The organism is Streptomyces sp. NPDC038213 (assembly GCF_055600495.1).
Window position 1 is genome coordinate 122843 of the sequence record NZ_JBVJYM010000014.1, and the last position, 20791, is coordinate 143633.

Consider the following 20791-nt stretch of genomic DNA (forward strand, 5'->3'; position numbering starts at 1 on the left):
TCCCATGACCGTAGGAAACACCGGGCAGCGGTTACGCCGAGCCGCCGGCACGTTCGTCCTCGCGGCCGCCGTCGCGGCCGCGGGCAGCCTCGGCTCGCCCGCCGCCGCGGCGGGCCCCGAGGCGGCCGTGCACTACGCAGGAGCCCCGGGCGCGGTGCCGGGCAGCTACATCGTCATGCTCAAGGAGACCGGCCCCAAGGCCGCACCACAGCGCGGGAGTTCACTGGCCGCGCGGTACGGCGGGAAGCTGCGCGACACCTTCGACGCGGCCTTCCAGGGCTACGTGGTCGAGATGCCGGCCCGGCAGGCCCGCAGGCTCGCGGCCGACCCGGCCGTGGCCGCCGTCGTCCAGAACCGCACGGTGAGGCTGGACGCCGTACAGCCCTCGCCGCCTTCCTGGGGCCTGGACCGGATCGACCGCCGGCGCCTGCCCCTCGACGCGAAGTACGGCTACCCGGCCGCGGCCGGCACCGGCGTCACGGCGTACGTCATCGACACCGGGGTGCGCATCACGCACAAGGAGTTCGGGGGCCGCGCCGCGTACGGGTTCGACGCCGTCGACGGCGGGGCGGCCGGGGACGGGCACGGCCACGGCACCCATGTCGCCGGCACCATCGCCGGAGCCACGTACGGGGTGGCGAAGAAGGCGAAGATCGTCGCCGTGCGGGTGCTCAACGACAGCGGGGAGGGCACCACCGCCCAGGTCGTCGCCGGCATCAACTGGGTGACCCGCAAGGCCGTCAAGCCCGCCGTGGTCAACATGAGCCTGGGCGGGGACCCGGACGTCGCGCTCGACACCGCCGTGCGCAACTCCATCGCCTCCGGCCTGACGTACACCGTCGCGGCCGGCAACCAGGACAAGGACGCCTCCACGCACTCGCCCGCCCGGGTGCCCACGGCCCTCACCATCGGCTCCAGCGACCGCACCGAGGCCCGCTCCTCCTTCTCCAACTACGGCAAGCTGGTCGACCTGTTCGCCCCCGGCTCGGACATCGTCTCCGCGGGCTCCCTCTTCGACCAGCACGAGGCCACCCTGTCGGGCACCTCGATGGCCGCCCCGCACGTCGCGGGCGCCGCCGCCCTCTACCTGGCGGCCCACCGCACCGCCACCCCCGCCCAGGTGGCCAAGGCGCTGGTCGCGGCCTCCTCGACCCGGGCCCTGCACGACGTACGCGCGGGTTCCCCGAACCGGCTGCTGCACACCGGGCCGCCGCCCACCCGCACCCCCGGCCCGCGGTTCGCCAACCTGAAGGACGTGGCCATCGCGGACAACACCGTCGTCTCGCCCCTCAAGGTCACCGGCGTCGCGGGGCGGGCCCCCGCGGACCTCGACGTCGAGGTCAACATCAAGCACCAGTGGCGCGGCGACCTGCGGGTGGACCTGATCGCCCCCGACGGCACGGTCTACCGCCTCCAGCGCGAGAACTCCGGGGACTACGGCACCAACCTGATCGGCATCTGGGGAGTCAACGCCTCCGCCGAGACCGCGAACGGCACCTGGAAGCTGCGCGTCGCCGACGTGGGCTTCTTCTTCAGCGGCCACCTGGACGGCTGGGCCCTGGGCTTCTGACCGCCCGCCCCGCCCACCCCGCAGCCCCTGAAGTCCCCCGCCCCCGGTCCGACCGGGGGCGGGTACCCTCGCCCCCATGCCGGACCTCGTGATCCTGCGGCACGCCAAGAGCGCCTGGCCGCCGGGCGTGCCCGACCGCGAACGGCCCCTCGGCCCGCGCGGCCTGCGCGACGCGCCCGCCGCCGGCCGGCTCCTCGTCCGGTCCGCCCTGCTGCCCGACCTCGTCCTGTGCTCCCCGGCGGAGCGCACCCGCCGCACCTGGGAGCTGGCCGCCGCCGAACTCCCCGGCCCCCCGCCCCCGGTCCGCCACACCGGGGCCCTGTACGCCGCGGACGCCGAAGACCTCCTGGCCGCCGTCCGCGCCGTCCCGGAGCACGTAGGCCGCCTCCTCCTGGTCGGCCACAACCCGGGCCTCCAGGAGCTCGTCCTCGCCCTGGCCGCGGCAGCCCCCGACCGCGACCTGGACCGCATCGCCGCCAAGTTCCCGACCGCCGCCCTCGCCGCCCTCTCCTGCCCCGCCCCCTGGCCCGCCCTGACCCCGGGCGGCGCGGCCCTGGCCTACTACGCGGTCCCGCGCGGCTGACACGACGAAGGCCCGCCGGAGGCGCGGCCGGTCAGCTGCCGGTGGAGGTCCGCGCCCACCCGAACGGCTCCTCAACGAGGTCATCCCCCGGACTTGATGACAGGCAGTCGGCCGGGGCGGGCGCCTTCTTGTGTGGCTGTGCGGGCCCGGGGCGGCGCGTGCTCACGGGTCGTGACCGGGGGAATTCGCGAGGTGAAGGAAAAGGTGAAACCTTTACTGAATTGCGGTCAATAAACCTGGCGGGGTTATTTCGATTTGATAACGGGGGTCGCAGAAAGGCCTGGACCAAGTAGGTGCGACGCGCGTAACTCGCCTATTTTTAAAGGGAGTTGAGTGTTCATCAGATACGGTCCCGTAGGTAACGGAATGGAATCTTTCGACCGGCTCCCCTTTGTCCGAATTCTCCACCCGGAGGGTCTGGCAGGCTTCCGCGCACCCACAGTCTTCTGACCCAGGAATTGAGGTGCGCATGTCCAAACATCGGAAGCTGAAGCAACGTCAGGAACGCCAACAGCGGCCGCGCGGACGGTTCATAGGGGTGACGGCCGCCATGGCCATCGCGGCCGTCGTCGCCGGCGGGATCGCCTACGAGGCCGGCCGGGCCGACTCCGGGGGCAGTCCGCTCGCCCGGCTCGACACGCCGTCCGCCGAGATCGCCGTACCCGCGGCCGCACCCGCCCGGGAGGAGGCGCCCGAGCCCATCGAGGAGAAGCCGGCCAACGAGCCCGCCCGCGGCATGGTCTACGACGGGCTGGAGGCCGCGCCCGAGGGCGACGAGTGCGCCGGTGTCTACAGCACCGCGACCGGGCACTGTACGCACGGGCCCGACGCCCCGCCCAAGGGCGTGGACATCAAGAAGGACACCCCGCCCGCGGTGAAGACGGTCGCCCGGGCCGCCGACCCCGCCAAGCCCGCCGGATCCGACCCCAAGCCCCGCAAGGACGGGGGGCGTTCTCAGGGCACGCCCGCCGTCGACGCGCAGCAGGCCGGGAAGGCGCCCGCGGCCCCGCCCGAGAACGGGGCGGCCGGCACGGCCGAGGCGGAGGGGCAGGCCGCCGGAACCGCCGCCGCCGCAGGGACGGCCGCGGCCGGTCCCGCCGGGCAGACCGTGCAGTGCGAGGGCGACGGCAGCACCGGCAACCGCGTGCAGGTCGTCTACGCCCACGGGCCCGGACGCGACCGGTACGCCCAGTACCTCGCCTCCTTCCGCAAATGGGCCGCCGACGCCGACCTCATCTACTCGGCCAGCGCCCAGGAGACCGGCGGCGTCCGCCACATCCGGTACGTCACCGCCGCGGACTGCACGCCCACCGTGCTCAACATCGAGCTGTCCGACTCCGCCATGTCGGAGTTCAGCGCCATGAACCGGGCCCTGGCCGCCAAGGGCCTCGACCGCCGCGACCGCAAGTACATGATCTTCGCGGACTCGCAGACCTACTGCGGCATCGGCACCTTCAACGGCGACGAGCGCCCCGGCCAGAACAACCAGAGCAACTTCGGCCCCTCCTACGGCCGTACGGACACCGGCTGCTGGGGCGGTCACACCGCCGCACACGAACTCGGCCACAACCTCGGCGCCGTCAACAACAGCGCCCCCAACACCAGCAAGGGCGCCCACTGCACGGACGAGTGGGACGTCATGTGCTACTCCGACAGCCCGTACTACCCCAAGATGCGCGACGTCTGCACCAACCGCGCCTCCGACAACATCCTCGACTGCAACCACGACGACTACTTCCACACCAACCCGCGGGCCGGCAGCTACCTCGCCACGCACTGGAACATCGCCGACAACCAGTTCCTGATGCGCGCCAAGGGCGGCGGGGGCGGTACGGACCCGGGCCCCGGCCCGAGCCCCAGCCCCAAGCCCCCGACCCCGACGCCCACCCCCAGCCCGACCGCCCCGAGGCCCGGCGCCGGACCCGACGTCACCGTCGGGCAGATCCAGCCCGACTCCGCCGTCGCGAGCTGGCCGCGGGTCACCGGAGCCGCCTGGTACCAGGTCCTCTTCAACGGCAAGCACCTCACCTGGGTGCAGGGGACCGCCGTCCGCGTCTACAACCTGCGGCCGGGCACCGCGTACACCGTCGCCGTGTCCGTGCGCGACGCCCAGGGCCGCGACAGCGGACCCGGCAGGCCGACCTCCTTCCGCACCTCGGGCTCCGGCGGCGGCACCACCGCCCCCAACACCCCTTACCTGCTCTCCAACGGCTCCACTGGGCTCAACGCCGAGCTGTGGGGCGGGCGTTCCGCAGACGGAACGGTCCTCGTCGGCGGCCAGGGCAACGGATACGCCCAGCAGCAGTGGTACTTCGACGACGCCGGCAGCGGCTTCGTGCGGATCCGGTCCGCCGCCTCGGGCAAGTGCCTCCAGCCCGGCGGCACTCCGGCCGCCGGGATGTGGGTGGCCCAGCAGCCCTGCGCGGCCCGGTCCGCCGCGCAGCAGTGGCGGGTGAAGGCCCAGGACGGCAAGGCCGCCGTCACCGACCGCACCGGCAGCTTCGCACTGACCGTCAGCAGCCGCCCGTACTACGGCGCATGGCTGCTCGACCTCCAGCGCGCCGACGGCCGCCCCGCCCAGGTCTGGGCGCTCCGCAAGGCCGCCACCCGCTGAGGCATCCGCACGCACCAGCGGCCGGGCGGACGCGCCGATCCCCATCGGCCCGCCCGCCCGGCCCTCCCCCTCACGCCCTCTCCACGCCGTCGCCGTATGGGAGTACCGCCATGCACACCATCACCCGACCGGGACTCGCCCTCACCGCCGCGCTGGCCGTCGCCCTGGCCCTCGGGCTGGGCCTGCCGCTGCCCGCCGAGGCCCACGGGAGCACCTTGGACGTGGTCGTCACCGGGCACCGGGACGGGCATGTGCTCACCGAGGTGACCTGGGAGAACGACGGGGACCCGGTAGAGGAGAACGTGGCCGCCGTGGTCAGCGCGGTCAGCGCCGACGGCAGCCGGACGGCAGGCCCCTGGAAGCTGGTCCGCGGCACCGGGGCCACCGACTGGACCACCGCCGAGACCCTTCCGCCCGGGGTCTGGAAGGTCACCGTCGCCGCCGGGTTCCCCGGACTGGGGCGGGCGGAGGGGAAGGTGACCGTGGCGGCGGCTGGGGAGACAGGGGAGGCGGGGGTGGCAGGGACGGCAGGGGCGGCGGCGCCGTCCGCCGCACCTTCGGTGTCTCCGTCGGCTGCGGGTTCGGGTGGTTCGGCAGGTTCGGTTTCGGGGGCGGCTCCGGATGCCGCTGCGGCGACCGGCGGGCCCCAGGTGACCGTGGCACCGTCGGTCGCCGAGGAGCGCACGGGGACGGTCGACGGCAAGGGGCTCGCGTGGCTCACCGTGGCCGGCCTCGGCACGGCCGCCCTCGCCGGGGCGGGCGTCGGCGTCTGGCTCCGGCGCTCGCGCCTGCGCGGCTCCGGCCGCTGAGCGCGCGGTGGGGCGGGCCGCCGCCGGGTCGGTGGCGAGGGGTCAGGCCGTCGGAGGCTCGGGCCGTCGAAGGGTCAGGCCGCCGAAGCGTTCCCCGCCTGGCCCCCGGACCGGCCTCCGCGGCCCGCCGCCCGGTGCCTGCCGGTACCGGTAGAGGTACGGGCGCCCGTGCCGGCACCCGTACCGGCGTCTGGCCGCGTGCGCCAGTGCCATACCAGGGAGCCGCCCTCCGGGACGGCCGCCCAGCGGGCCGTCACCAGGATCTCGTGCTGATTGTCCGGCAGCTTCCGGAAGGCGATGTCCATACGGGCCCGACGGTAGGACCGCCCGCCCGCACCGCCAACAGGTTTTCTTACGTAGGCAGTTCCCGTGCGGCGGGCGTGCCCGCGGGGGAGGGCGTGGGGAGGGCGCGGGGTGGGGGATCGGCGAGGAGTGGGTGCGGGGCGGGGGCGGGTAGGACGCGGGGGTACGGAAGCCCGTTCCCCCGCCCTGTCCCGTACCGCCCGCCCCGCCGCCCACCGGAGGACCGCGTGACCGAGACCCCCGACCGCTCCCCGTCCCCGCCGCCCGCCCGGCCCCGAGGCGGCCAGGCCGCCCGATCCGTCCAACCCGCCTCCGATCCGGCCGAGTTACAAGACCGGCGGACGGACTTCTACCGCGACCCCTACCCCCACTACGCCCGCGCCCGCCGCGCCGAGGGCCTGACCTACCTCCCCGAGGCCGCCGCCTGGCTGGTCTCGCGCGACCGGGACGTCCGCGAAGTCCTGCGCCGCGCAGGGGACTTCTCCTCCGCCAACTCCCTCGTGCCCGACTTCCCGCCGGGCCCGGAGGCCATCGCCGTACTCCAGGGCGGGTTCGGGGCCCGCCCCACCGTCGTCACCTCCGACGCCGCCGCCCACCGCCGACTCCGGGCCCCGCTCAGCCGGGCGCTGTCCTCCGCGCGGGTCGCGGCCCTCCTGCCGTACGCCCGCACCTGCGCGGAGGAACTGCTCGACGGGTTCGCCGGGGACGGCGCCGCCGAACTGGTCTCCGCGTACGCACGGCAGTTGCCCGGGCAGGTGGTCGGCAGGCTCATCGGACTGGACCCGGCCGACGTGCCGACGGCCGTGCGCGGCGCCTACCGGGCCGAGGAGATGGTGTTCCGGCCGCTGTCCCCCGCCGAGCAGGCGGCCGCAGCCGAGGACGTGGTCGCGGGCACCCGCGTACTGGAGGCGTACGTGCGCGAGCGCCGCGCCCGCCCCCGCGAGGACCTGTGTTCCGAGATGACCGCCGCCCTCGCCCCCGGCAGCGGGGAACTCTCCCTCGAACAGCGCCACGAGCTCTGCTCCCAGCTCCAGAACCTCCTGATCGCCGGAATCCTGACCACCGGCGCCCTCATCGCCTCCGCCCTGCGCCACCTCCTCGCCGACCGCGGGCAGTGGGAGCTGCTGTGCGCCGACCCCGCCCTGATCCCCGCCGCGGTGGAGGAGGCCGCCCGCTTCGACACCTCCGTGCAGGCCTTCCGCCGGATCGCCACCCGGCCCGTCACCCTCGGCGGCACCCACCTGCCCGCCGGGTCCGCGGTCCTCGTCGCGTACGGCTCGGCCAACCGGGACGAGGACCGGCACGGCGAGCGGGCCGCCCGCTTCGACATCCGCCGGCCCCCGGGCCCCGGCCACCTCGCCTACGGGCACGGGCCCCACGGCTGCCCCGGCGCCGGACTGGGCCGCGGGCAGCTGGCCCTCACGCTGGAGCTGTTCGGCCGCCGCCTGCCGGGGCTGCGCCTGGCCGGGGACCGGCCGCACCCGGTCCCGCTGCCGACCCTGATCCACCGCTCCCCGGAGACCCTGCACGTGGAGTGGTGAGGGCGCGATCCCGGGGGGCGGAAGGGACGGCTGGCCCGTCCGACCCACCAACAACGTAGGACCACTCCAGCGGACGTGACCCCGGAGGGGTGTGCCGGTTACCAGCCGAAGCGGCGGTTTACCACCTTGGCGAATTCCTCGAAGGTCAGGACGCGGTCGCCGTTCTGGTCGGCGGCGTCGAAGAGGGCCGAGGAGTCGTCGGCGTCGCCCACGCCCCAGAAGGGGATCACGCCCTGGGCCGCCAGGGTCGGGCCCTTGGCGTGCAGGGCCTCGATGACCTCGATGCGGGTCAGGGTGCCGTCCTGGTCGAGGTCGAGCGCCTCGAAGAGCTTGCGGGCCTTTTCGCTCATCACGCGGTCCTGTTCCTGGGCTGCTCGCGGCGCCTGCCCCGGGTGGGCCGGCGGGTCGACTGGCCGGGGCGGCCTGGTGTCCTCCCGGCCGGGGGTTGGCCTGTCGTCCTCTGTGACGCGTGGGACGGCGATCGGGTTGCCTCGGGGCGGGGTCGATTCGGTGCGGGCTGCCGTCCGGTGCGGGGTGGGGGACGGCGGGCGCTCCGGTGCGGGGCGCAGACGCCGGAGGGGCGTACCGGTCGGTGGACCGGTACGCCCCTCCGGGGGCTCGCGCGGCTCAGGTGCGGGCCGCGGGCTCCGTGGTGCGGGCGGCCTCGGAGGCTGCCGCGCGGGCCGCGATCTGCGGGTTGCGGGACTTCAGGACCAGCCAGCCGACGCCCAGGCACAGGGCCCAGAAGGCGCCCACGTACAGGGAGACGCGGCTGTCCTCGTCGATGGCGATGAGGACGGTGACCATGAGGAGGAAGGCCACGGCGATCCAGCTGCACACGGTGCCGCCGGGGGCGGGGAAGGAGGAGGCGGGCAGTCGGCCCGCGACCACCGCGCGGCGGTAGCGGATGTGGCTGACCAGGATCATCAGCCAGGTCCAGATGCCGGCCGCGGTCGCGACCGAGGTCACGTACCCGAAGGCCTTCTCGGGGACCACGTAGTTGAGGATCACGCCGATGCCCATGAGGGCGACGGACAGGGTGATGCCCAGTGCGGGGGTCTTGGTGGAGCTGAGCCTGCCGAGGATCTTCGGGGCCTCGGAGTTGGCGGCGAGGTCGCGCAGCATCCGGCCGGTGGAGTACATGCCGGAGTTGCAGGAGGACAGGGCCGCGGTGAGGACCACGAAGTTGACGATGGCCGCGCCCGCCGGGATGCCGATCTTGGCGAAGGCCGCCACGAAGGGGCTGACCCCGGGCTGGAACTCCGTCCACTTGACGACCATGAGGATCACGCTGAGCGCACCGACGTAGAAGACGATGATGCGCCACGGCAGGGTGTTGATCGCCTTGGGGAGGGTCTTCTCCGGGTTCTCGGACTCGCCCGCGGTGACGCCGACCAGCTCGACGGCGAGGTACGCGAACATGACGCCCTGGAGGGTCATGAGGCTGGAGCCGACGCCCTTGGGGAAGAGCCCGTCGAAGGCCCACAGGTTGGAGACCGCGGCCGTGTCGCCGGCCTGGCTGAAGCCGAAGGTCACCACGCCGATACCGATGACGATCATGCCCATCAGGGCCGTGACCTTGACCATCGAGAACCAGAACTCGATCTCGCCGAAGAGCTTCACCGAGATCAGGTTGGCGAAGTACAGGAGGATGAGGAAGACCAGGGCCGTGGTCCACTGCGGGATCTGCGGGAACCAGTAGTTCACGTAGATCGCGGCGGCGGTCAGCTCGGCCATGCCGGTGACCACCCACATCAGCCAGTACGTCCATCCGGTGGCGAAGCCGAAGAACGGGCCGAGGAACTCGCGGGCGTACTCCGCGAAGGAACCCGAGACGGGGCGGTAGAGGAGCAGTTCGCCGAGTGCCCGCATGATGAAGAAGACGATCACGCCGGCGAGGGCGTACATCAGGATGAGGCTGGGACCGGCCTTCGCGATGTTCGCGCCGGCGCCCAGGAAGAGGCCGACGCCGATGGCGCCGCCGATGGCGATCATCTGGACCTGGCGGCTGTTGAGCCCGCGCTCGTAGCCCTCCTCGGGCGTGCCGCCGGTGCCGTTCTGCTGCTGGTCGACCTGAGTCGAGGACATGCTGTGGTGCGCCTTTCCGCTCCATGCCGACCCGCGCCGCGCTCGGCTGCGGATCGGGTTCCGATCCCCCGGATGGTGAATGGAGTTGCATGCCGGCGGTCGGCCGGCTCCAGCGCCCCTGCGCGGACGAGGGTGGTGTCCGGCAGGCGGTCGTGAAGATTTATCACGCCATGGGGCGCGAAACCGTGGCGCACATCACCGGCATATCGGTCATACGACCGTGACCAGGCCGAAAGGCCCTTGTGTGATGACCTGATCGTTATCCGGATCTGAGGGTCTTCTGAGCGAACAGCGAATGACACGGAGGCAACACGTGCCACCCCGGGTACGCCGAGGGCCCCGCCCGGATGCGCTCCGTGACGGGGCCCTTCGGATTCCGGCCGGTCAGCCCAGCGCGCGCCGCAGCGGCGCGGCCGCCGCCGGGTCCCAGCCGCGCCGGGGCACCGAGGCCAGCAGCAGCTGCGTGTACGGGTCCTCGGGGGAGTCCAGCACCCGGCCCACCGGGCCCGACTCCACGACCCGCCCCGACTTCAGGACCAGCACCTCGTCGGCCATGTGCCGCACCACCGCCAGGTCGTGGGTGACGAAGAGGTACCCGATCCCCGCCTCGCGCCGGATCCCCGCCAGCAGGTCGAGGATCTGCGCCTGGATGGAGACGTCGAGGGCCGCCACCGCCTCGTCCAGCACGAGCACCCGCGGCTCCACGGCCAGCGCGCGGGCGATGGCCACCCGCTGGCGCTGCCCGCCGGACAGCCCCCGCGGCAGCGCCTGCGCCTCCCGCGCGCCCAGGCCCACCTGGTCCAGCAGCTCGGCCACCCGGCCCGCGCGGGCCGGACCGGCCAGCGGGGTGTGCAGGCGCAGCACCTCCTCGATGCACTCGGCCACCGGGATCCGCGGATCCAGCGACAGGTACGGGTCCTGGAAGACCATCTGGACCTCGCGGGCCCGGGCCAGCCGGGCCGCCCGCCCCCGGACCCGCGCCGAGCGGTCCCGGCCGTCGAGCCGGACGGTGCCGGCGTCGGGGGTCTCCAGGCCGACGAGCATCCGCACGGTCGTGGTCTTGCCGCTGCCGGACTCGCCCACCAGCGCCAGGCAGGAGCCGGGCGCCAGGCGGAAGGAGACCCCGTCCACGGCCGTGTGCCCGCCGAAGCGCTTGGTCAGGCCCTCGACCACCAGTCCCCGGTCCCCGTCACCGGGCTTCCCGAGCTCCCCGTACGGCTCCGCGGCGTTCACAGCGTGATCCCTTCGTCGGCGCGGTGGCAGGCGACGAGCCCGTCGCCGTGGGGGGCGAGGGCCGGCGGCTCCTGCGCGCAGCGCGGCAGCGCGTGGGCGCAGCGCGCCGCGAAGGCGCAGCCCGCCGGGGCCTCCGCGAGGGAGACGGGCCGGCCCGGGACGGGCCGCGGCGGCGGGGAGCCGGCCTCGATGCGCGGGGTGCAGGCGAGCAGGCCGGCGGTGTACGGGTGGCGGGGGCGGTCGAAGAGCTCGTCGGTGCCGCGGGTCTCGACGATCCGGCCCGCGTACATGACGTACACGCGGTCGCAGACGGCCGAGGCCAGCTCCAGGTCGTGGGTGACGAAGAGCAGCCCGGTGCCGCGCTCGGCGCGCAGCCGGGTGAGCAGGGCGATGATCTCGGCCTGGGTGGTGACGTCGAGGGCGGTGGTGGGCTCGTCGGCGACGATCAGGGCCGGGTCCCCCGCGAGGGCGGCGGCGATCACGACGCGCTGGAGCATTCCGCCGGAGAACTGGTGGGGGTAGCGGCGCAGGGCTCCGCGGGGGTCGCGGATGCCGACCGCGTCGAGGAGTTCCGCGGCCCGCTCCCGGGCGGCGGCGGGGCGGGTGCCGGCGGCGCGCAGCCCCTCGGTGAGGAAGTCCCCGACGCGGCGCAGCGGGTTCACGCAGGCCCGCGGGTCCTGGAAGACCATGGAGACCTGCCGGGAGCGCAGGGCGGCCAGTTCCGTTCGGTCCATGCGCAGGACGTCGCGCCCGGCGACGCGGACCGCGCCGCCGGCGGTGGCGCCGCCGGGCAGCAGTCCGAGGACGCTGCGGCAGGCCACGGACTTGCCGGAGCCCGATTCGCCGACCAGTCCGACGGTCTCCCCGGGCCGTACGTGCAGGCTGACCCCGTCGAGGATGGGCCGGGCGGCCCGCCCCTCGGGGAGCCGGACGCCGAGTCCGTCGATCTCCAGTACGGGTTCCGGCGCGGGCGCGGGCCGTCCGGGGTGTGGTGCGTTCGTGTCCACGTTCACCGCTCCTGCCGCCGGGCGATCCGGTCGGCGAGCCCCTCGCCGACGATGCCGAAGGCCACGACCGCGAGCACGATGCACGCCGAGGGCGCGAGCGCGGGCAGCATGGCCCCCTGCTGGACGGCCGACTGGCCTTCGTTGATCATGGCTCCCCAGTCCGCGGTGGGCGGCTGCACGCCGAAGCCGAGGAAGGACAGCGCCGCCAGGTCCATCAGGGCGTACCCGAAGTTCATCGCGGCCTGGGCGAAGACCGTCGGGGCGATGTTCGGCAGCAGGTGCCGTACGCAGACCGTCCAGCCCGACCAGCCCTGGACCCGGTACGACTCGATGTACGGGCGGGCCTTCTCCTGCCGGGCGATCCCGCGCACGAGCCGCCCCACGTACGGGGTGTAGGCCACGGACATGGCCACGACGGGCGCGGTCATCCCGGAGCCGAAGACGGCCACCAGCAGGATCGCCAGGAGCAGTCCGGGCAGGGCGAAGACCAGGTCCATCGAGCGGGACAGGAAGGTGTCCGCCCAGCCCCCGCGCCAGGCGGCGACCACGCCGAGGAGGGTGCCGAGGAGGGTGGACACCGCGACGACCGCGAGGGGTCCGAGGAGTCCGGTGCGGGCGCCGTGGACCAGCCGGGAGAGGATGTCGCGCCCCGACTGGTCGGTGCCGAGGAGGTGTTCGCCGGAGCTGCCCGCGAGGCTGGCGGACAGGTCCACGGCCTCGGGGTCGTGCGGGGCGAGCAGCGGGGCGGCCAGGGCGGTGAGGACGAGCAGGGCCAGTACGGCGAGGGCGGCCGTGAACAGCGGCCCCTGCCCCAGCGCGGCCAGGGCGCGCAGCCCCGGCCGGCGGCGCAGGGCGCCCGCCGGGGAGGCCGCGGGTGGTGCGGTGAGAGTCATGAGGTGCCTTCCCCGTGGAGCGAGAGCCGGGGGTCGATGAGCGGGGCGAGCAGGTCCACGAGCAGGTTGACCAGGGTGAAGGCCGTGACGCTGAGCAGGGTGACCGCCTGGACCACCGCGAAGTCCTTGGCCGTGACGGACTGGACGAGGAGGGAGCCGAGGCCGGGCACGTCGAAGGCGGTCTCCACGATCGAGGTGCTGATGAGGAGCCCGGCGAGCATGGTGCCGGCGACGGTGGCCACGGGGCCGAGGGCGTTGCGCAGCACGTGCCGGCGGACCACCTCGCGGCGGGCGGTCCCGCGGGCCTGCGCCACCTCGACGTGCTCGCGGCCCAGCTCGTCGAGCATGGCGGAGCGGGTGACGCGGGCCAGCAGCCCGGCGAAGGTCAGGGCGAGGGCGAAGGCCGGCAGGGTCAGGTGGTACACCCGGTCGCCGAGGCCCTCGGGGGTGCCGCCGGGGCCGGGGAACCAGCCCAGCTGTACGGAGAACAGCGAGACCAGCGCGATGGCGGTGACGAAGGACGGGGTGGCCGTGGCCACTGCGGTGCCCATGAGCACCGCCTTGTCCGCGGCGCCGGGCCGCAGCGCGGCGAGCACCCCGGCGCCCACCCCGAACAGGGCGACCAGCAGGGCCGCGTACCCGATCAGCACGGCGGTGCCGGGCAGCCGGGAGCCGAGCAGGTCGGCCACGTCCTGGTGGTACTGGGCGGAGTAGCCGAGGTCGCCCTGCAGGACCCCGCCGAGCCATTTCAGGTACTGGACGGGAAGCGGGTCGTCGAGGTGGTACTCGCTGCGCAGGGCGGCGACGGCCTCGGGGGTGGCGGGACGGCCGTGCAGGAGGAACGAGACCGGGTCGCCGGGGGCCATGTGGACGGTGCCGAAGACCACGAGCGAGGTCAGGAGGAGCACCGTCACCAGGCCGAGGAGCCGTCCGACGAGGAAGCGGGTCATGGCTTCGCGGCCCCGATCCCTGCGGCCCACGGGTAGTAGAGGTGGGCGATGCCGGCGGGGGCCCCGGTGATGCGGTTGCCGAGGTAGACCGAGTACGGGGCCTCGTACAGCGGGATGACCGGGAGCTCGCGCAGGGCGATGTCCTGGAGCCTGACCGTCAGCTCGGTGCGCTTGGCGGGGTCGGGCTCGGAGTTGGCGCGGTCGAAGACCACGTCGAACTCGGCGTCGGACCAGTTGCCGTAGTTCCCGAAGTCCCCGGTGCGCAGGTACTGGTAGAACTCGAGCGGGTCGGGCGTGTTGTCGTAGCCGATGGTGACCAGCAGGTCGAGGCCGCGGCGGGAGTCCGGGTCCACGAACAGGGTGCTGTACTGGTCCGGGGGTACGGTCTTCAGCTCCACGTCGAGGCCGATCAGGCGGCCCGCGGACTGCACGGCGTTGGCGACCACGCTGATCTCCGGGGCCAGCGGGCTGGTCACCATGACGATCTTGCGGCCGGCCACCCCGGACTCGGCGATCAGCTTCTTCGCGGCGGCGATGTCGTGGGCGGGCTCGGGCAGCGCCCCGAAGATCTCCGCGGTCCGCTCCGGGAGCAGGGCCCAGGCCCCGCTGGCGGCGGGCGCCTTGGCGGGTGCGCCCACCCCGCCGGCCGCGGCCTTGACGATGCCCTTGCGGTCCATGGCCAGGGAGAGGGCCTGGCGGACCTTGAGCTTGCCGAGGGGGCCGTCGAAGTTGAGGACGGCCAGGTTGGCGGCGCCGGTGTTGGGGCCGAAGAGGAGCTTGCCCTTCGCGCCGGAGCGCAGCTGGGCGAAGGAGGTCGAGGGGACCATGTAGCCGCCGTCGGCGGAGCCGGAGCGCAGGGCGTTGGTGCGGGCGGCCGGGTCCTCGGTGAAGGTGAACTTCACCGTGCCGGTCCTGGGCGCGAGCTTCGGGTCCCAGTAGGCGGCGTGCTTCTTGAGGGTGATGCTGCTGCCCTGGGTCCAGGAGTCGAGGGCGTAGGGGCCGGTGCAGTTGACGGTGCCCTGGGGGGTTCCGTACTTCTTGCCGTTCGCCTTGAGGGTGGCGGCGCTCTCGACGGTGCCGGGGGAGGCGGCCATCAGCTCGGAGAGCAGTACGTCGGGGCGGCTGAGGCGGAGGGTGACCTCCAGCGGGCCGGTCTTCTCGATCGCGCTGACGTTCTTGAAGGCGGATCCCCAGGGGGAGCCGGTGGCCGGGTCCGTGTGGCGGCTGAGGGAGGCCACGACGTCGTCCGCGGTCATGGTCGTGCCGTCGTGGAACTTCACGCCGGGGCGGAGGGTGAACACGAGGGTCTTGGGGTCGGGGCGCCGGTAGGAGGTGGCGAGGCCCGGTTCGGTCTTCAGCTCGGGGGTGACCCGCAGCAGCTGCTCGCAGACGTTGCCGAGCACGGTGTTGGGCGGGTAGTCGTACGCGAGGGCGTAGTCGAGGGTGTACGGCTCGGCGAACAGGGACCAGGTGACGGAGTCCAGGGGGCCCTTGGCCGGTTCCGAGGTCGGCGTGAGGGCGAAGCCCGGTCCGGTAGGGCTCCCGGCACCGCCGGGGTTCTGGGCGCCGGAGCAGCCGGCGGTGGCTGCGAGGGCGCCGGTACAGACGAGCAGCGCGGCGGTTCTGGACATGCGCATGGGGACCCACCCCTTTACGGGTGTAGTGACGGGCGCTGGAGGATGGAGCGAGTATTGATGCGGGAACGTTCCCGCACAAGGGTTTGCGGGAACGGTTTTGCACAGGTCGGAGAGGTGCAAGCATCTGCTCATGACCGATGAATCACGGACCGGGCGGCACGGCTCGCCGCCCGCCCCGCCACGGGTGCGGCTCGTCGACGTGGCCCGGGAGGCGGGCCTGTCGAAGACCACCGTCTCGGCGGCCCTCAACGGCACCGGCCGGCTCTCGCCGGCGGTCCGCGAACGGGCCCGGGAGACCGCGCGCAGGATGGGCTACCGGGCCGACCCCACCGCCCGCCGGCTGCGCGCGGGCCGGGCCAGGACGATCGGGTACGTGGTCGGGGAGTTCGCCGGCGCCCCCTGGTCCTTCCTGGAGTCGCCGTACTTCGCCCAGCTGACCAGCGCGACCGCGGCGGCGGCGCTCCGGCGCGGGTACGCGCTGGTGCTGCTGCCCTCCGGCTCGCTCCAGCAGGAGTGGGCCGACCTCCCGCTCGACGCGGTGGTCGTCGCCGACCCGGTCGCCGACGACCGGGTCGTCGAGGAGCTCCTCGCGGCCCGCATCCCGGTCTTCAGCGACCGCTCCGTGGAGGGCCGCCCGGGTGCCCACTGGGTGGACGTCGACGCCGCGCAGGCCGTCCGGGAGGCCCTGGACCACCTGGCCGGACAGGGCGCGGGGCGGCCCGCGCTGGTCCTGCCGGACAGCACGACCCGCTTCCACCGCGGGGTGCGGGACGCCTACCGCGACTGGTGCGCCGGACGGTCCGTGCCCGAGCACGTCGAACTGGTCGGCGAGCTCGGCAACGGCCCCGTGGTGCGGGCCGTCGAGGCCGCCCTCGCCGGGACGGCCGGCCGCCGCCCCGACGCCCTGTTCGTGGTCGCGGAGATCAGCCCGCCCCTGGTGCTGGAGGCCGCGCGGCGGCAGGGCTACGGCGTACCCGCGGACCTGCTCGTCGTCCTCGTCAGCGAGGACGGGACCGCCGCCCACACCGCGCCGCCCGTGACCACGCTGAGCCTGCGCCCCCGCGATATCGCCGAGGCCGGGATAGAGCTGCTGGTGGCCGCACTGGAGCAGGGCGGGCAGCCCGCCGGCGTGCTGGTCCCCACCTCGCTGGAGGTGCGGGCGTCCTCGCTGCGGGCCCCCGCGGACTGAGCCTGTCCGGCATCCTGCCCCGGCGCGCACGGCCGATCAGCCCCCGTACACCAGGGCGCCGCCGACGTACGTCCGCTCCACCCGGGCCGCCGCGATCTCGGCGGCCGGGGCGGTGAGGACGTCCCGGTCCAGGACCACGAGGTCGGCGAGGTTCCCGGCGCGCAGGCTGCCGGTGTCGTCGAGCCGGTTCACGTGCGCCGTACCCGCGGTGTACGCCGCGAGCGCGGTCGGCAGGTCGATGCGCTCCTCCGGGAAGAACACCCGCCCGTGCTCCGCGTCGGGCGCCACCCGGTTCACGGCCACGTGGACGCCCTCCAGCGGGTCCGGGCTGCTGACCGGCCAGTCGCTGCCGGCGGCCAGGGTGGCCCCGGCGGCGACCAGCGAGGCGAACGGGTACTGCCAGGCGGCCCGCTCGGCGCCCAGGAAGGGGATGGTCAGCTCGTCCATCTGCGGCTCGTGGGCGGCCCACAGCGGCTGGATGTTGGCGATCGCCCCCAGCCGCGCGAACCGCGGCAGGTCCTCGGGGTGCACCACCTGGAGGTGGGCCAGGTGGTGCCGGTTGCCGCGCTGCCCGTTGGCGGCGAGGGCCGCCTCCACCGCATCGAGGGCCTCGCGGACCGCCCGGTCGCCGAGCGCGTGGAAGTGGACCTGGAAGTCGAGGGCGTCGAGGGCGGTGACGTACCCGCGCAGGGCCTCGGGGTCCACGAAGCTGAGCCCGCTGTTCGCGGTGGCGCAGCCGCAGCCGTCGAGGTACGGGCTGGTCATCGCGGCCGTGAAGTTCTCGGCGATGCCGTCCTGCATCACCTTGACCGACCCGGCCCGGAACCGGCCGCAGCTGAGCTCCTTGCGCAGCGCCACCAGGTCCTCGATCTGCTCGCCCCCGCGCTCGCGGTCCCACCACAGCGCCCCGGTCACCCGGGCCGTCAGCAGGCCCTCGCGGGCGGCCGTGACATAGGCGTCGGAGGGGTCCGGCTTGCCGTTGAACGGGCCGAGCAGGGCGTCCTGCCAGGCCGTGATCCCCAGGGAGTGCAGCAGCTCCTGGGCCCGCAGCAGCCCGGCGAGCCGGTCCTCGGCGGTGCTCGCCGGGGCCAGCCGCGAGACGAGAGCGGTCGCGCCCTCCTGGAGCATCCCGCTGGGCGTGCCGTCGGCCTCCCGCTCGATCCGGCCGTCGGCCGGGTCCGGGGTGTCCGCGCTCAGCCCGGCCAGCTCCAGGGCCCGGGTATTGGCCCAGGCGCCGTGGTGGTCGCGGTTGACCAGCAGCACCGGGCGGTCGGGGACCACGGAGTCCAGCAGCTGCCGGGTGGGCAGCCCGCCCTCGAAGCTCTCCATCGACCAGCCGCCGCCGGTGATCCACTCCCGGTCCGGGTGCGCCGCCGCGTACGCCGCGACCAGCTCCAGGTACTCGGCCGTGCCCACCGTGCCCGACAGGTCGCACTCCGCCAGCTCCGAACCCCCGTACACGGCGTGCACGTGGGCGTCCTGGAAGCCGGGCAGCAGCAGCTTGCCGCGCAGGTCGACCACTTCGGTGCCGGGCCCGATCAGGTCGCGGACCCCGTCGTGCCCGACGGCCGTGATCCGCTCGCCGGTCACCGCGAGCGAGGTGGCCCGGGTGCGGGCCGCATCGGCGGTGAACACGGGCCCGCCCGTGAAGACCAGATCGGCCTGGGTCATGTGCTGCTCCAGTACGTGAGGTGTCGTTGGGGTGGACGCCATGCAAGCGGCCGGGCCGTTTACACGTCAATGGTGTTGTCATAAGGTCCGGCCATGGCCGACCGCGTGGTTCCCGAAGACCGGCGGCGGCGCCGCAGGCCGACCAGGCAGGGCGCCGTCCTCTCCCAGCAGCTCATCGTCGAGACCGCGCTGCGCCTGGTCGCGCAGCACGGCGCGGACGCCCTCTCGGTGCGCCGGCTCGGCGCCGCACTCGGCGCCGACCCCAGCGCCGTCTACCGGTACTTCCGCAATACCGACGCCCTGCTGCTCGCCCTCGCCGACGAGCTCATCGGCCGCGCCCAGGAGGGCTGGCGGCCCACCGGGGACTGGCGCGCCGACCTGCGCAGCATGGGCCTGCGGATCCACGCCTCGTACAGCTCCAACCCGCAGGCCGCCCTGCTCGCCGCGCACCGCACCACCGGCCAGGAGCACGAGACCCGCGCCGTCGAGCGGATCCTCGGGATCCTGCGCGGCGCGGGCTTCCCCGACCCGCTCGCCGTGCGGATCTACCACGCCTTCGTGGACCAGGCCCTCGCCTTCGCGGCCCAGGACGCGGCCGCCCGCGCCCTGCCGGACCAGGCCCAGACCGCCGACGCGGCCGTCTGGCAGGCGGTGTACGGGAAGCTGCCCGCCGAGACCCATCCGAACATCGCGGCCACCTTCCCGCTGCTCGCCGCCGACATGAGCGGCAGCGGGTACCCCTTCGCGCTCGACCTGATGCTGGAGGCGGTGGCCGTGAGGCTCCCGGGCGGACGGGGGCCGGCCGCGGGCTGAGGCGCGGGGGCGCGGGCTCGGGGGTCGGCGGGGCTCGGCGGGCGGGCCTGAGGGGCGGGGTGGCGGCGGGCCGCCGGACGCCCGGGCCGGTCTGCCGGAGGGTCAGGACAGCGGGACCGGGGTCGGCGAGCAGCGGCCGACCGCCGCGAGGTCGGCGCCGATGCGTGCCGCGGTCTCCCGCAGCGGCGGCAGGAGCTCCGCCAGGCTCTGCGCGGCCGGGGCCCGGCCCGCGGGCAGGGCCACGTTGACCGCCGCGACCACCCGTCCGCGGCCGTCCGCCACCGGGACGGCGAGGGAGCGCAGCCCCACCTCCAGCTCCTCCTCCACCCAGCCGTACCCGCGCCGCGCGGTCTGCGCCAGGACGGCGGCCAGCTGCTCGTACGAGGTCACGGTGTGCGGGGTCAGGGGCCGCGGCGCCCGTCCGGCCACCCGGGCTTCGCGCTCGTCCGCCGGGAGGGCGGCCAGCAGGACCCGGCCCATGGCGGTGGCGTAGGCGGGCAGCCGGGTGCCGACGGTGATGTCGATGTGCATGATCCGGGAGCCCGCGGCCCGCGCGACGTACCGGATCTCGTCCCCGTCCAGGACGGCCGCGGACGCCGACTCGCGGACGCGGGCGGCCAGTTCGGCCAGGTGCGGGGCGGCGATCGCGGCGAGGGACAGCCCGGACAGGCGGGCGTGCCCGAGGTCCAGGACCCGCGGCAGCACCCGGAAGCCCTCCGCGTCCTCCCGTACGTAGCCCAGGTGGCACAGCGTGATCAGGGACCGGCGGGCGGTGGCGCGGGGGAGGCCCGTCAGGCGGGCCAGGTCGGTCAGCCGGGCCGGTCCGCGCACCTCCCCGAAGGCGCACAGCACGTCCAGTCCGCGGGCGAGCGACTGGAGGAACCCGGCGCCCAGCTCCTCCTTGAGCCGGCGGTCGGCCCTGCCCGCCGCACCCATCTGGTCCCCAACAGTCCTGCTGGTTACCAGATGTGACGGAGCGTCGGTGGACGCGGCCGCCAGGGCGGCCGCCATCCGCCCCACCGTGTGCCGCAGCGGCGGCAGTGCCCGGGCGAGGAGGGAGCCGACGTCGTGGCGGCTGCCGTGGCTGACCACGCTCACCGAGCAGACCGGGGTGCCGTCCGGGCCGTGCACCGGCAGGGCCACGGCGATCAGCCCGGCTTCGACCAGCTGGTCGTCCACCGCCCAGCCGGACTCCGCGGCCGCCAGCACCCGCTCCCGGAAGCCCTCCTCACCCCCGGGGTCGGCTCCGTCCCCACCCGGCGCGGCGCGCGGCGGGACCGCCGGGAAGCCGAGGTCCAGCGGGTCCGCCGCGCGCCGGGCGCGCCAGCGCGCCCAGGCCTCCGCGTCCCAGTCCGCCGCGAACAGCGCGCCGGGCGCGCAGCGTTCGGCGGGCAGCAGGTCCCCGGCGCGGAAGGACACGGCCATCGCCCGCCGCCGCGGGGCCTGCGTCAGGAAGCGCACCCCGTCCCCGTCGGGGACGGCGACGGACACGGACTCGTCGAGCCCGTCCGCCAGCTCCAGCGCGTACGGGCCGAGCAGCGCGGGCAGCCCCGCCGCGGCCAGGTAGGCGTTGCCCAGCTCCGCCGAGCGCGGGGCGAGCAGCAGGTCCCGGCCCTCGGAGCGCAGGTAGCCGAGGCGTACGAGGGTGCCGGCGACCCGGTCCACCGTGGCGCGGGCCAGCCCGGTGGCGCGGACCAGCTCGGCGGGGGAGCGGCCGCTGCCGGGACCGGCGGCCACGGCGGTCAGCAGGGCCAGCCCGCGCTCCAGCGGTCCCACCAGCTCGGTCGGCTGCGTCATGTGCGGACTCCTCGGGGGTGCGTGCGTACGGGGATCGGCGGCGCCCGGCCCGCCGGCTGGACCCGCCGGAGGGACCGCGGACGGGCGCCACCG

The 20791-nt window shown here is 74.7% G+C and carries 16 protein-coding genes; 7 read left to right on the forward strand and 9 right to left on the reverse strand.

The window, feature by feature from the left end; all coding sequences use genetic code 11:
- Window positions 1-4 precede the first annotated feature (4 nt).
- From ACZ7JZ_RS20720 to ACZ7JZ_RS20740, 5 genes are all read left to right on the forward strand, one after another.
- Window positions 5-1570 (forward strand): S8 family serine peptidase, encoded by a 1566-nt coding sequence (locus tag ACZ7JZ_RS20720; protein WP_470941205.1) that lies wholly within the window; start codon window positions 5-7, stop codon window positions 1568-1570.
- 76 nt (window positions 1571-1646) lie between these two features.
- Entirely contained in the window at window positions 1647-2153 is a 507-nt protein-coding gene (locus ACZ7JZ_RS20725; protein WP_470941207.1) for a SixA phosphatase family protein, read from the forward strand.
- A 538-nt stretch (window positions 2154-2691) separates the two neighbouring features.
- Window positions 2692-4767 (forward strand): RICIN domain-containing protein, encoded by a 2076-nt coding sequence (locus ACZ7JZ_RS20730; protein ID WP_470941209.1) that lies wholly within the window; start codon window positions 2692-2694, stop codon window positions 4765-4767.
- Between the two features lie 110 nt (window positions 4768-4877).
- Window positions 4878-5576 carry a hypothetical protein gene (locus tag ACZ7JZ_RS20735; RefSeq protein WP_470941211.1) on the forward strand — a complete coding sequence of 233 codons (699 nt, stop codon included), beginning with the start codon at window positions 4878-4880 and terminating at the stop codon, window positions 5574-5576.
- A 530-nt stretch (window positions 5577-6106) separates the two neighbouring features.
- Entirely contained in the window at window positions 6107-7420 is a 1314-nt protein-coding gene (locus ACZ7JZ_RS20740; RefSeq protein WP_470941213.1) for a cytochrome P450, read from the forward strand.
- A gap of 98 nt (window positions 7421-7518) precedes the next feature.
- Here the strand turns inward: ACZ7JZ_RS20740 and ACZ7JZ_RS20745 are convergent, their stop codons facing one another.
- The 7 genes from ACZ7JZ_RS20745 to ACZ7JZ_RS20775 form a co-directional block, all read right to left on the reverse strand.
- Complete coding sequence (locus tag ACZ7JZ_RS20745; RefSeq protein WP_470941215.1) at window positions 7519-7770, reverse strand: EF-hand domain-containing protein; 252 nt, start codon at window positions 7768-7770, stop codon at window positions 7519-7521.
- Between the two features lie 277 nt (window positions 7771-8047).
- Window positions 8048-9508, reverse strand: coding sequence for an amino acid permease (locus tag ACZ7JZ_RS20750; protein WP_470941216.1), 1461 nt, complete (start codon window positions 9506-9508; stop codon window positions 8048-8050).
- A gap of 384 nt (window positions 9509-9892) precedes the next feature.
- A complete protein-coding gene (locus tag ACZ7JZ_RS20755) occupies window positions 9893-10741 on the reverse strand; it encodes an ABC transporter ATP-binding protein (RefSeq protein ID WP_470941218.1) in 849 nt (282 codons plus the stop codon).
- The gene (locus tag ACZ7JZ_RS20760; RefSeq protein ID WP_470941220.1) at window positions 10738-11748 is read right to left on the reverse strand and encodes an ABC transporter ATP-binding protein; all 1011 of its coding nucleotides are present in this window, start codon (window positions 11746-11748) and stop codon (window positions 10738-10740) included. Before ACZ7JZ_RS20760 ends, ACZ7JZ_RS20755 begins: the two co-directional genes overlap by 4 nt.
- Window positions 11749-11750: 2 nt before the next feature.
- Entirely contained in the window at window positions 11751-12641 is an 891-nt protein-coding gene (locus ACZ7JZ_RS20765; RefSeq protein WP_470941222.1) for an ABC transporter permease, read from the reverse strand.
- Window positions 12638-13591 (reverse strand): ABC transporter permease, encoded by a 954-nt coding sequence (locus ACZ7JZ_RS20770; RefSeq protein WP_470941224.1) that lies wholly within the window; start codon window positions 13589-13591, stop codon window positions 12638-12640. The genes ACZ7JZ_RS20765 and ACZ7JZ_RS20770 overlap by 4 nt, the downstream gene beginning before the upstream one ends.
- The gene (locus ACZ7JZ_RS20775) at window positions 13588-15228 is read right to left on the reverse strand and encodes an ABC transporter substrate-binding protein (protein ID WP_470941226.1); all 1641 of its coding nucleotides are present in this window, start codon (window positions 15226-15228) and stop codon (window positions 13588-13590) included. Before ACZ7JZ_RS20775 ends, ACZ7JZ_RS20770 begins: the two co-directional genes overlap by 4 nt.
- Before the next feature lie 130 nt (window positions 15229-15358).
- Here ACZ7JZ_RS20775 and ACZ7JZ_RS20780 point away from each other — a divergent pair, with 130 nt between their 5' ends.
- On the forward strand, window positions 15359-16417 hold the full coding sequence (locus ACZ7JZ_RS20780; protein WP_470941227.1) for a LacI family DNA-binding transcriptional regulator: 1059 nt from the start codon (window positions 15359-15361) through the stop codon (window positions 16415-16417).
- A gap of 36 nt (window positions 16418-16453) precedes the next feature.
- Here the strand turns inward: ACZ7JZ_RS20780 and ACZ7JZ_RS20785 are convergent, their stop codons facing one another.
- Entirely contained in the window at window positions 16454-18088 is a 1635-nt protein-coding gene (locus ACZ7JZ_RS20785; protein ID WP_470941229.1) for an amidohydrolase, read from the reverse strand.
- Window positions 18089-18181: 93 nt separating this feature from the next.
- Between ACZ7JZ_RS20785 and ACZ7JZ_RS20790 the strand changes: the two genes are divergently transcribed.
- A complete protein-coding gene (locus ACZ7JZ_RS20790; RefSeq protein ID WP_470941230.1) occupies window positions 18182-18901 on the forward strand; it encodes a TetR/AcrR family transcriptional regulator in 720 nt (239 codons plus the stop codon).
- 102 nt (window positions 18902-19003) lie between these two features.
- Here the strand turns inward: ACZ7JZ_RS20790 and ACZ7JZ_RS20795 are convergent, their stop codons facing one another.
- The gene (locus ACZ7JZ_RS20795) at window positions 19004-20698 is read right to left on the reverse strand and encodes an IclR family transcriptional regulator domain-containing protein (protein WP_470941232.1); all 1695 of its coding nucleotides are present in this window, start codon (window positions 20696-20698) and stop codon (window positions 19004-19006) included.
- Window positions 20699-20791: the final 93 nt, after the last annotated feature.

Excerpts from the sequence above, each read along its gene's own strand:
- ACZ7JZ_RS20720 (WP_470941205.1), top strand. The coding sequence starts at position 5 with ATGACCGTAGGAAACACCGGGCAGCGGTTACGCCGAGCCGCCGGCACG.
- ACZ7JZ_RS20725 (WP_470941207.1), top strand. The coding sequence starts at position 1,647 with ATGCCGGACCTCGTGATCCTGCGGCACGCCAAGAGCGCCTGGCCGCCG.
- ACZ7JZ_RS20735 (WP_470941211.1), top strand. The coding sequence starts at position 4,878 with ATGCACACCATCACCCGACCGGGACTCGCCCTCACCGCCGCGCTGGCC.
- ACZ7JZ_RS20745 (WP_470941215.1), bottom strand. The coding sequence starts at position 7,770 with ATGAGCGAAAAGGCCCGCAAGCTCTTCGAGGCGCTCGACCTCGACCAG.
- ACZ7JZ_RS20750 (WP_470941216.1), bottom strand. The coding sequence starts at position 9,508 with ATGTCCTCGACTCAGGTCGACCAGCAGCAGAACGGCACCGGCGGCACG.
- ACZ7JZ_RS20765 (WP_470941222.1), bottom strand. The coding sequence starts at position 12,641 with ATGACTCTCACCGCACCACCCGCGGCCTCCCCGGCGGGCGCCCTGCGC.
- ACZ7JZ_RS20770 (WP_470941224.1), bottom strand. The coding sequence starts at position 13,591 with ATGACCCGCTTCCTCGTCGGACGGCTCCTCGGCCTGGTGACGGTGCTC.
- ACZ7JZ_RS20775 (WP_470941226.1), bottom strand. The coding sequence starts at position 15,228 with ATGCGCATGTCCAGAACCGCCGCGCTGCTCGTCTGTACCGGCGCCCTC.
- ACZ7JZ_RS20780 (WP_470941227.1), top strand. The coding sequence starts at position 15,359 with ATGACCGATGAATCACGGACCGGGCGGCACGGCTCGCCGCCCGCCCCG.
- ACZ7JZ_RS20785 (WP_470941229.1), bottom strand. The coding sequence starts at position 18,088 with ATGACCCAGGCCGATCTGGTCTTCACGGGCGGGCCCGTGTTCACCGCC.
- ACZ7JZ_RS20790 (WP_470941230.1), top strand. The coding sequence starts at position 18,182 with ATGGCCGACCGCGTGGTTCCCGAAGACCGGCGGCGGCGCCGCAGGCCG.
- ACZ7JZ_RS20795 (WP_470941232.1), bottom strand. The coding sequence starts at position 20,698 with ATGACGCAGCCGACCGAGCTGGTGGGACCGCTGGAGCGCGGGCTGGCC.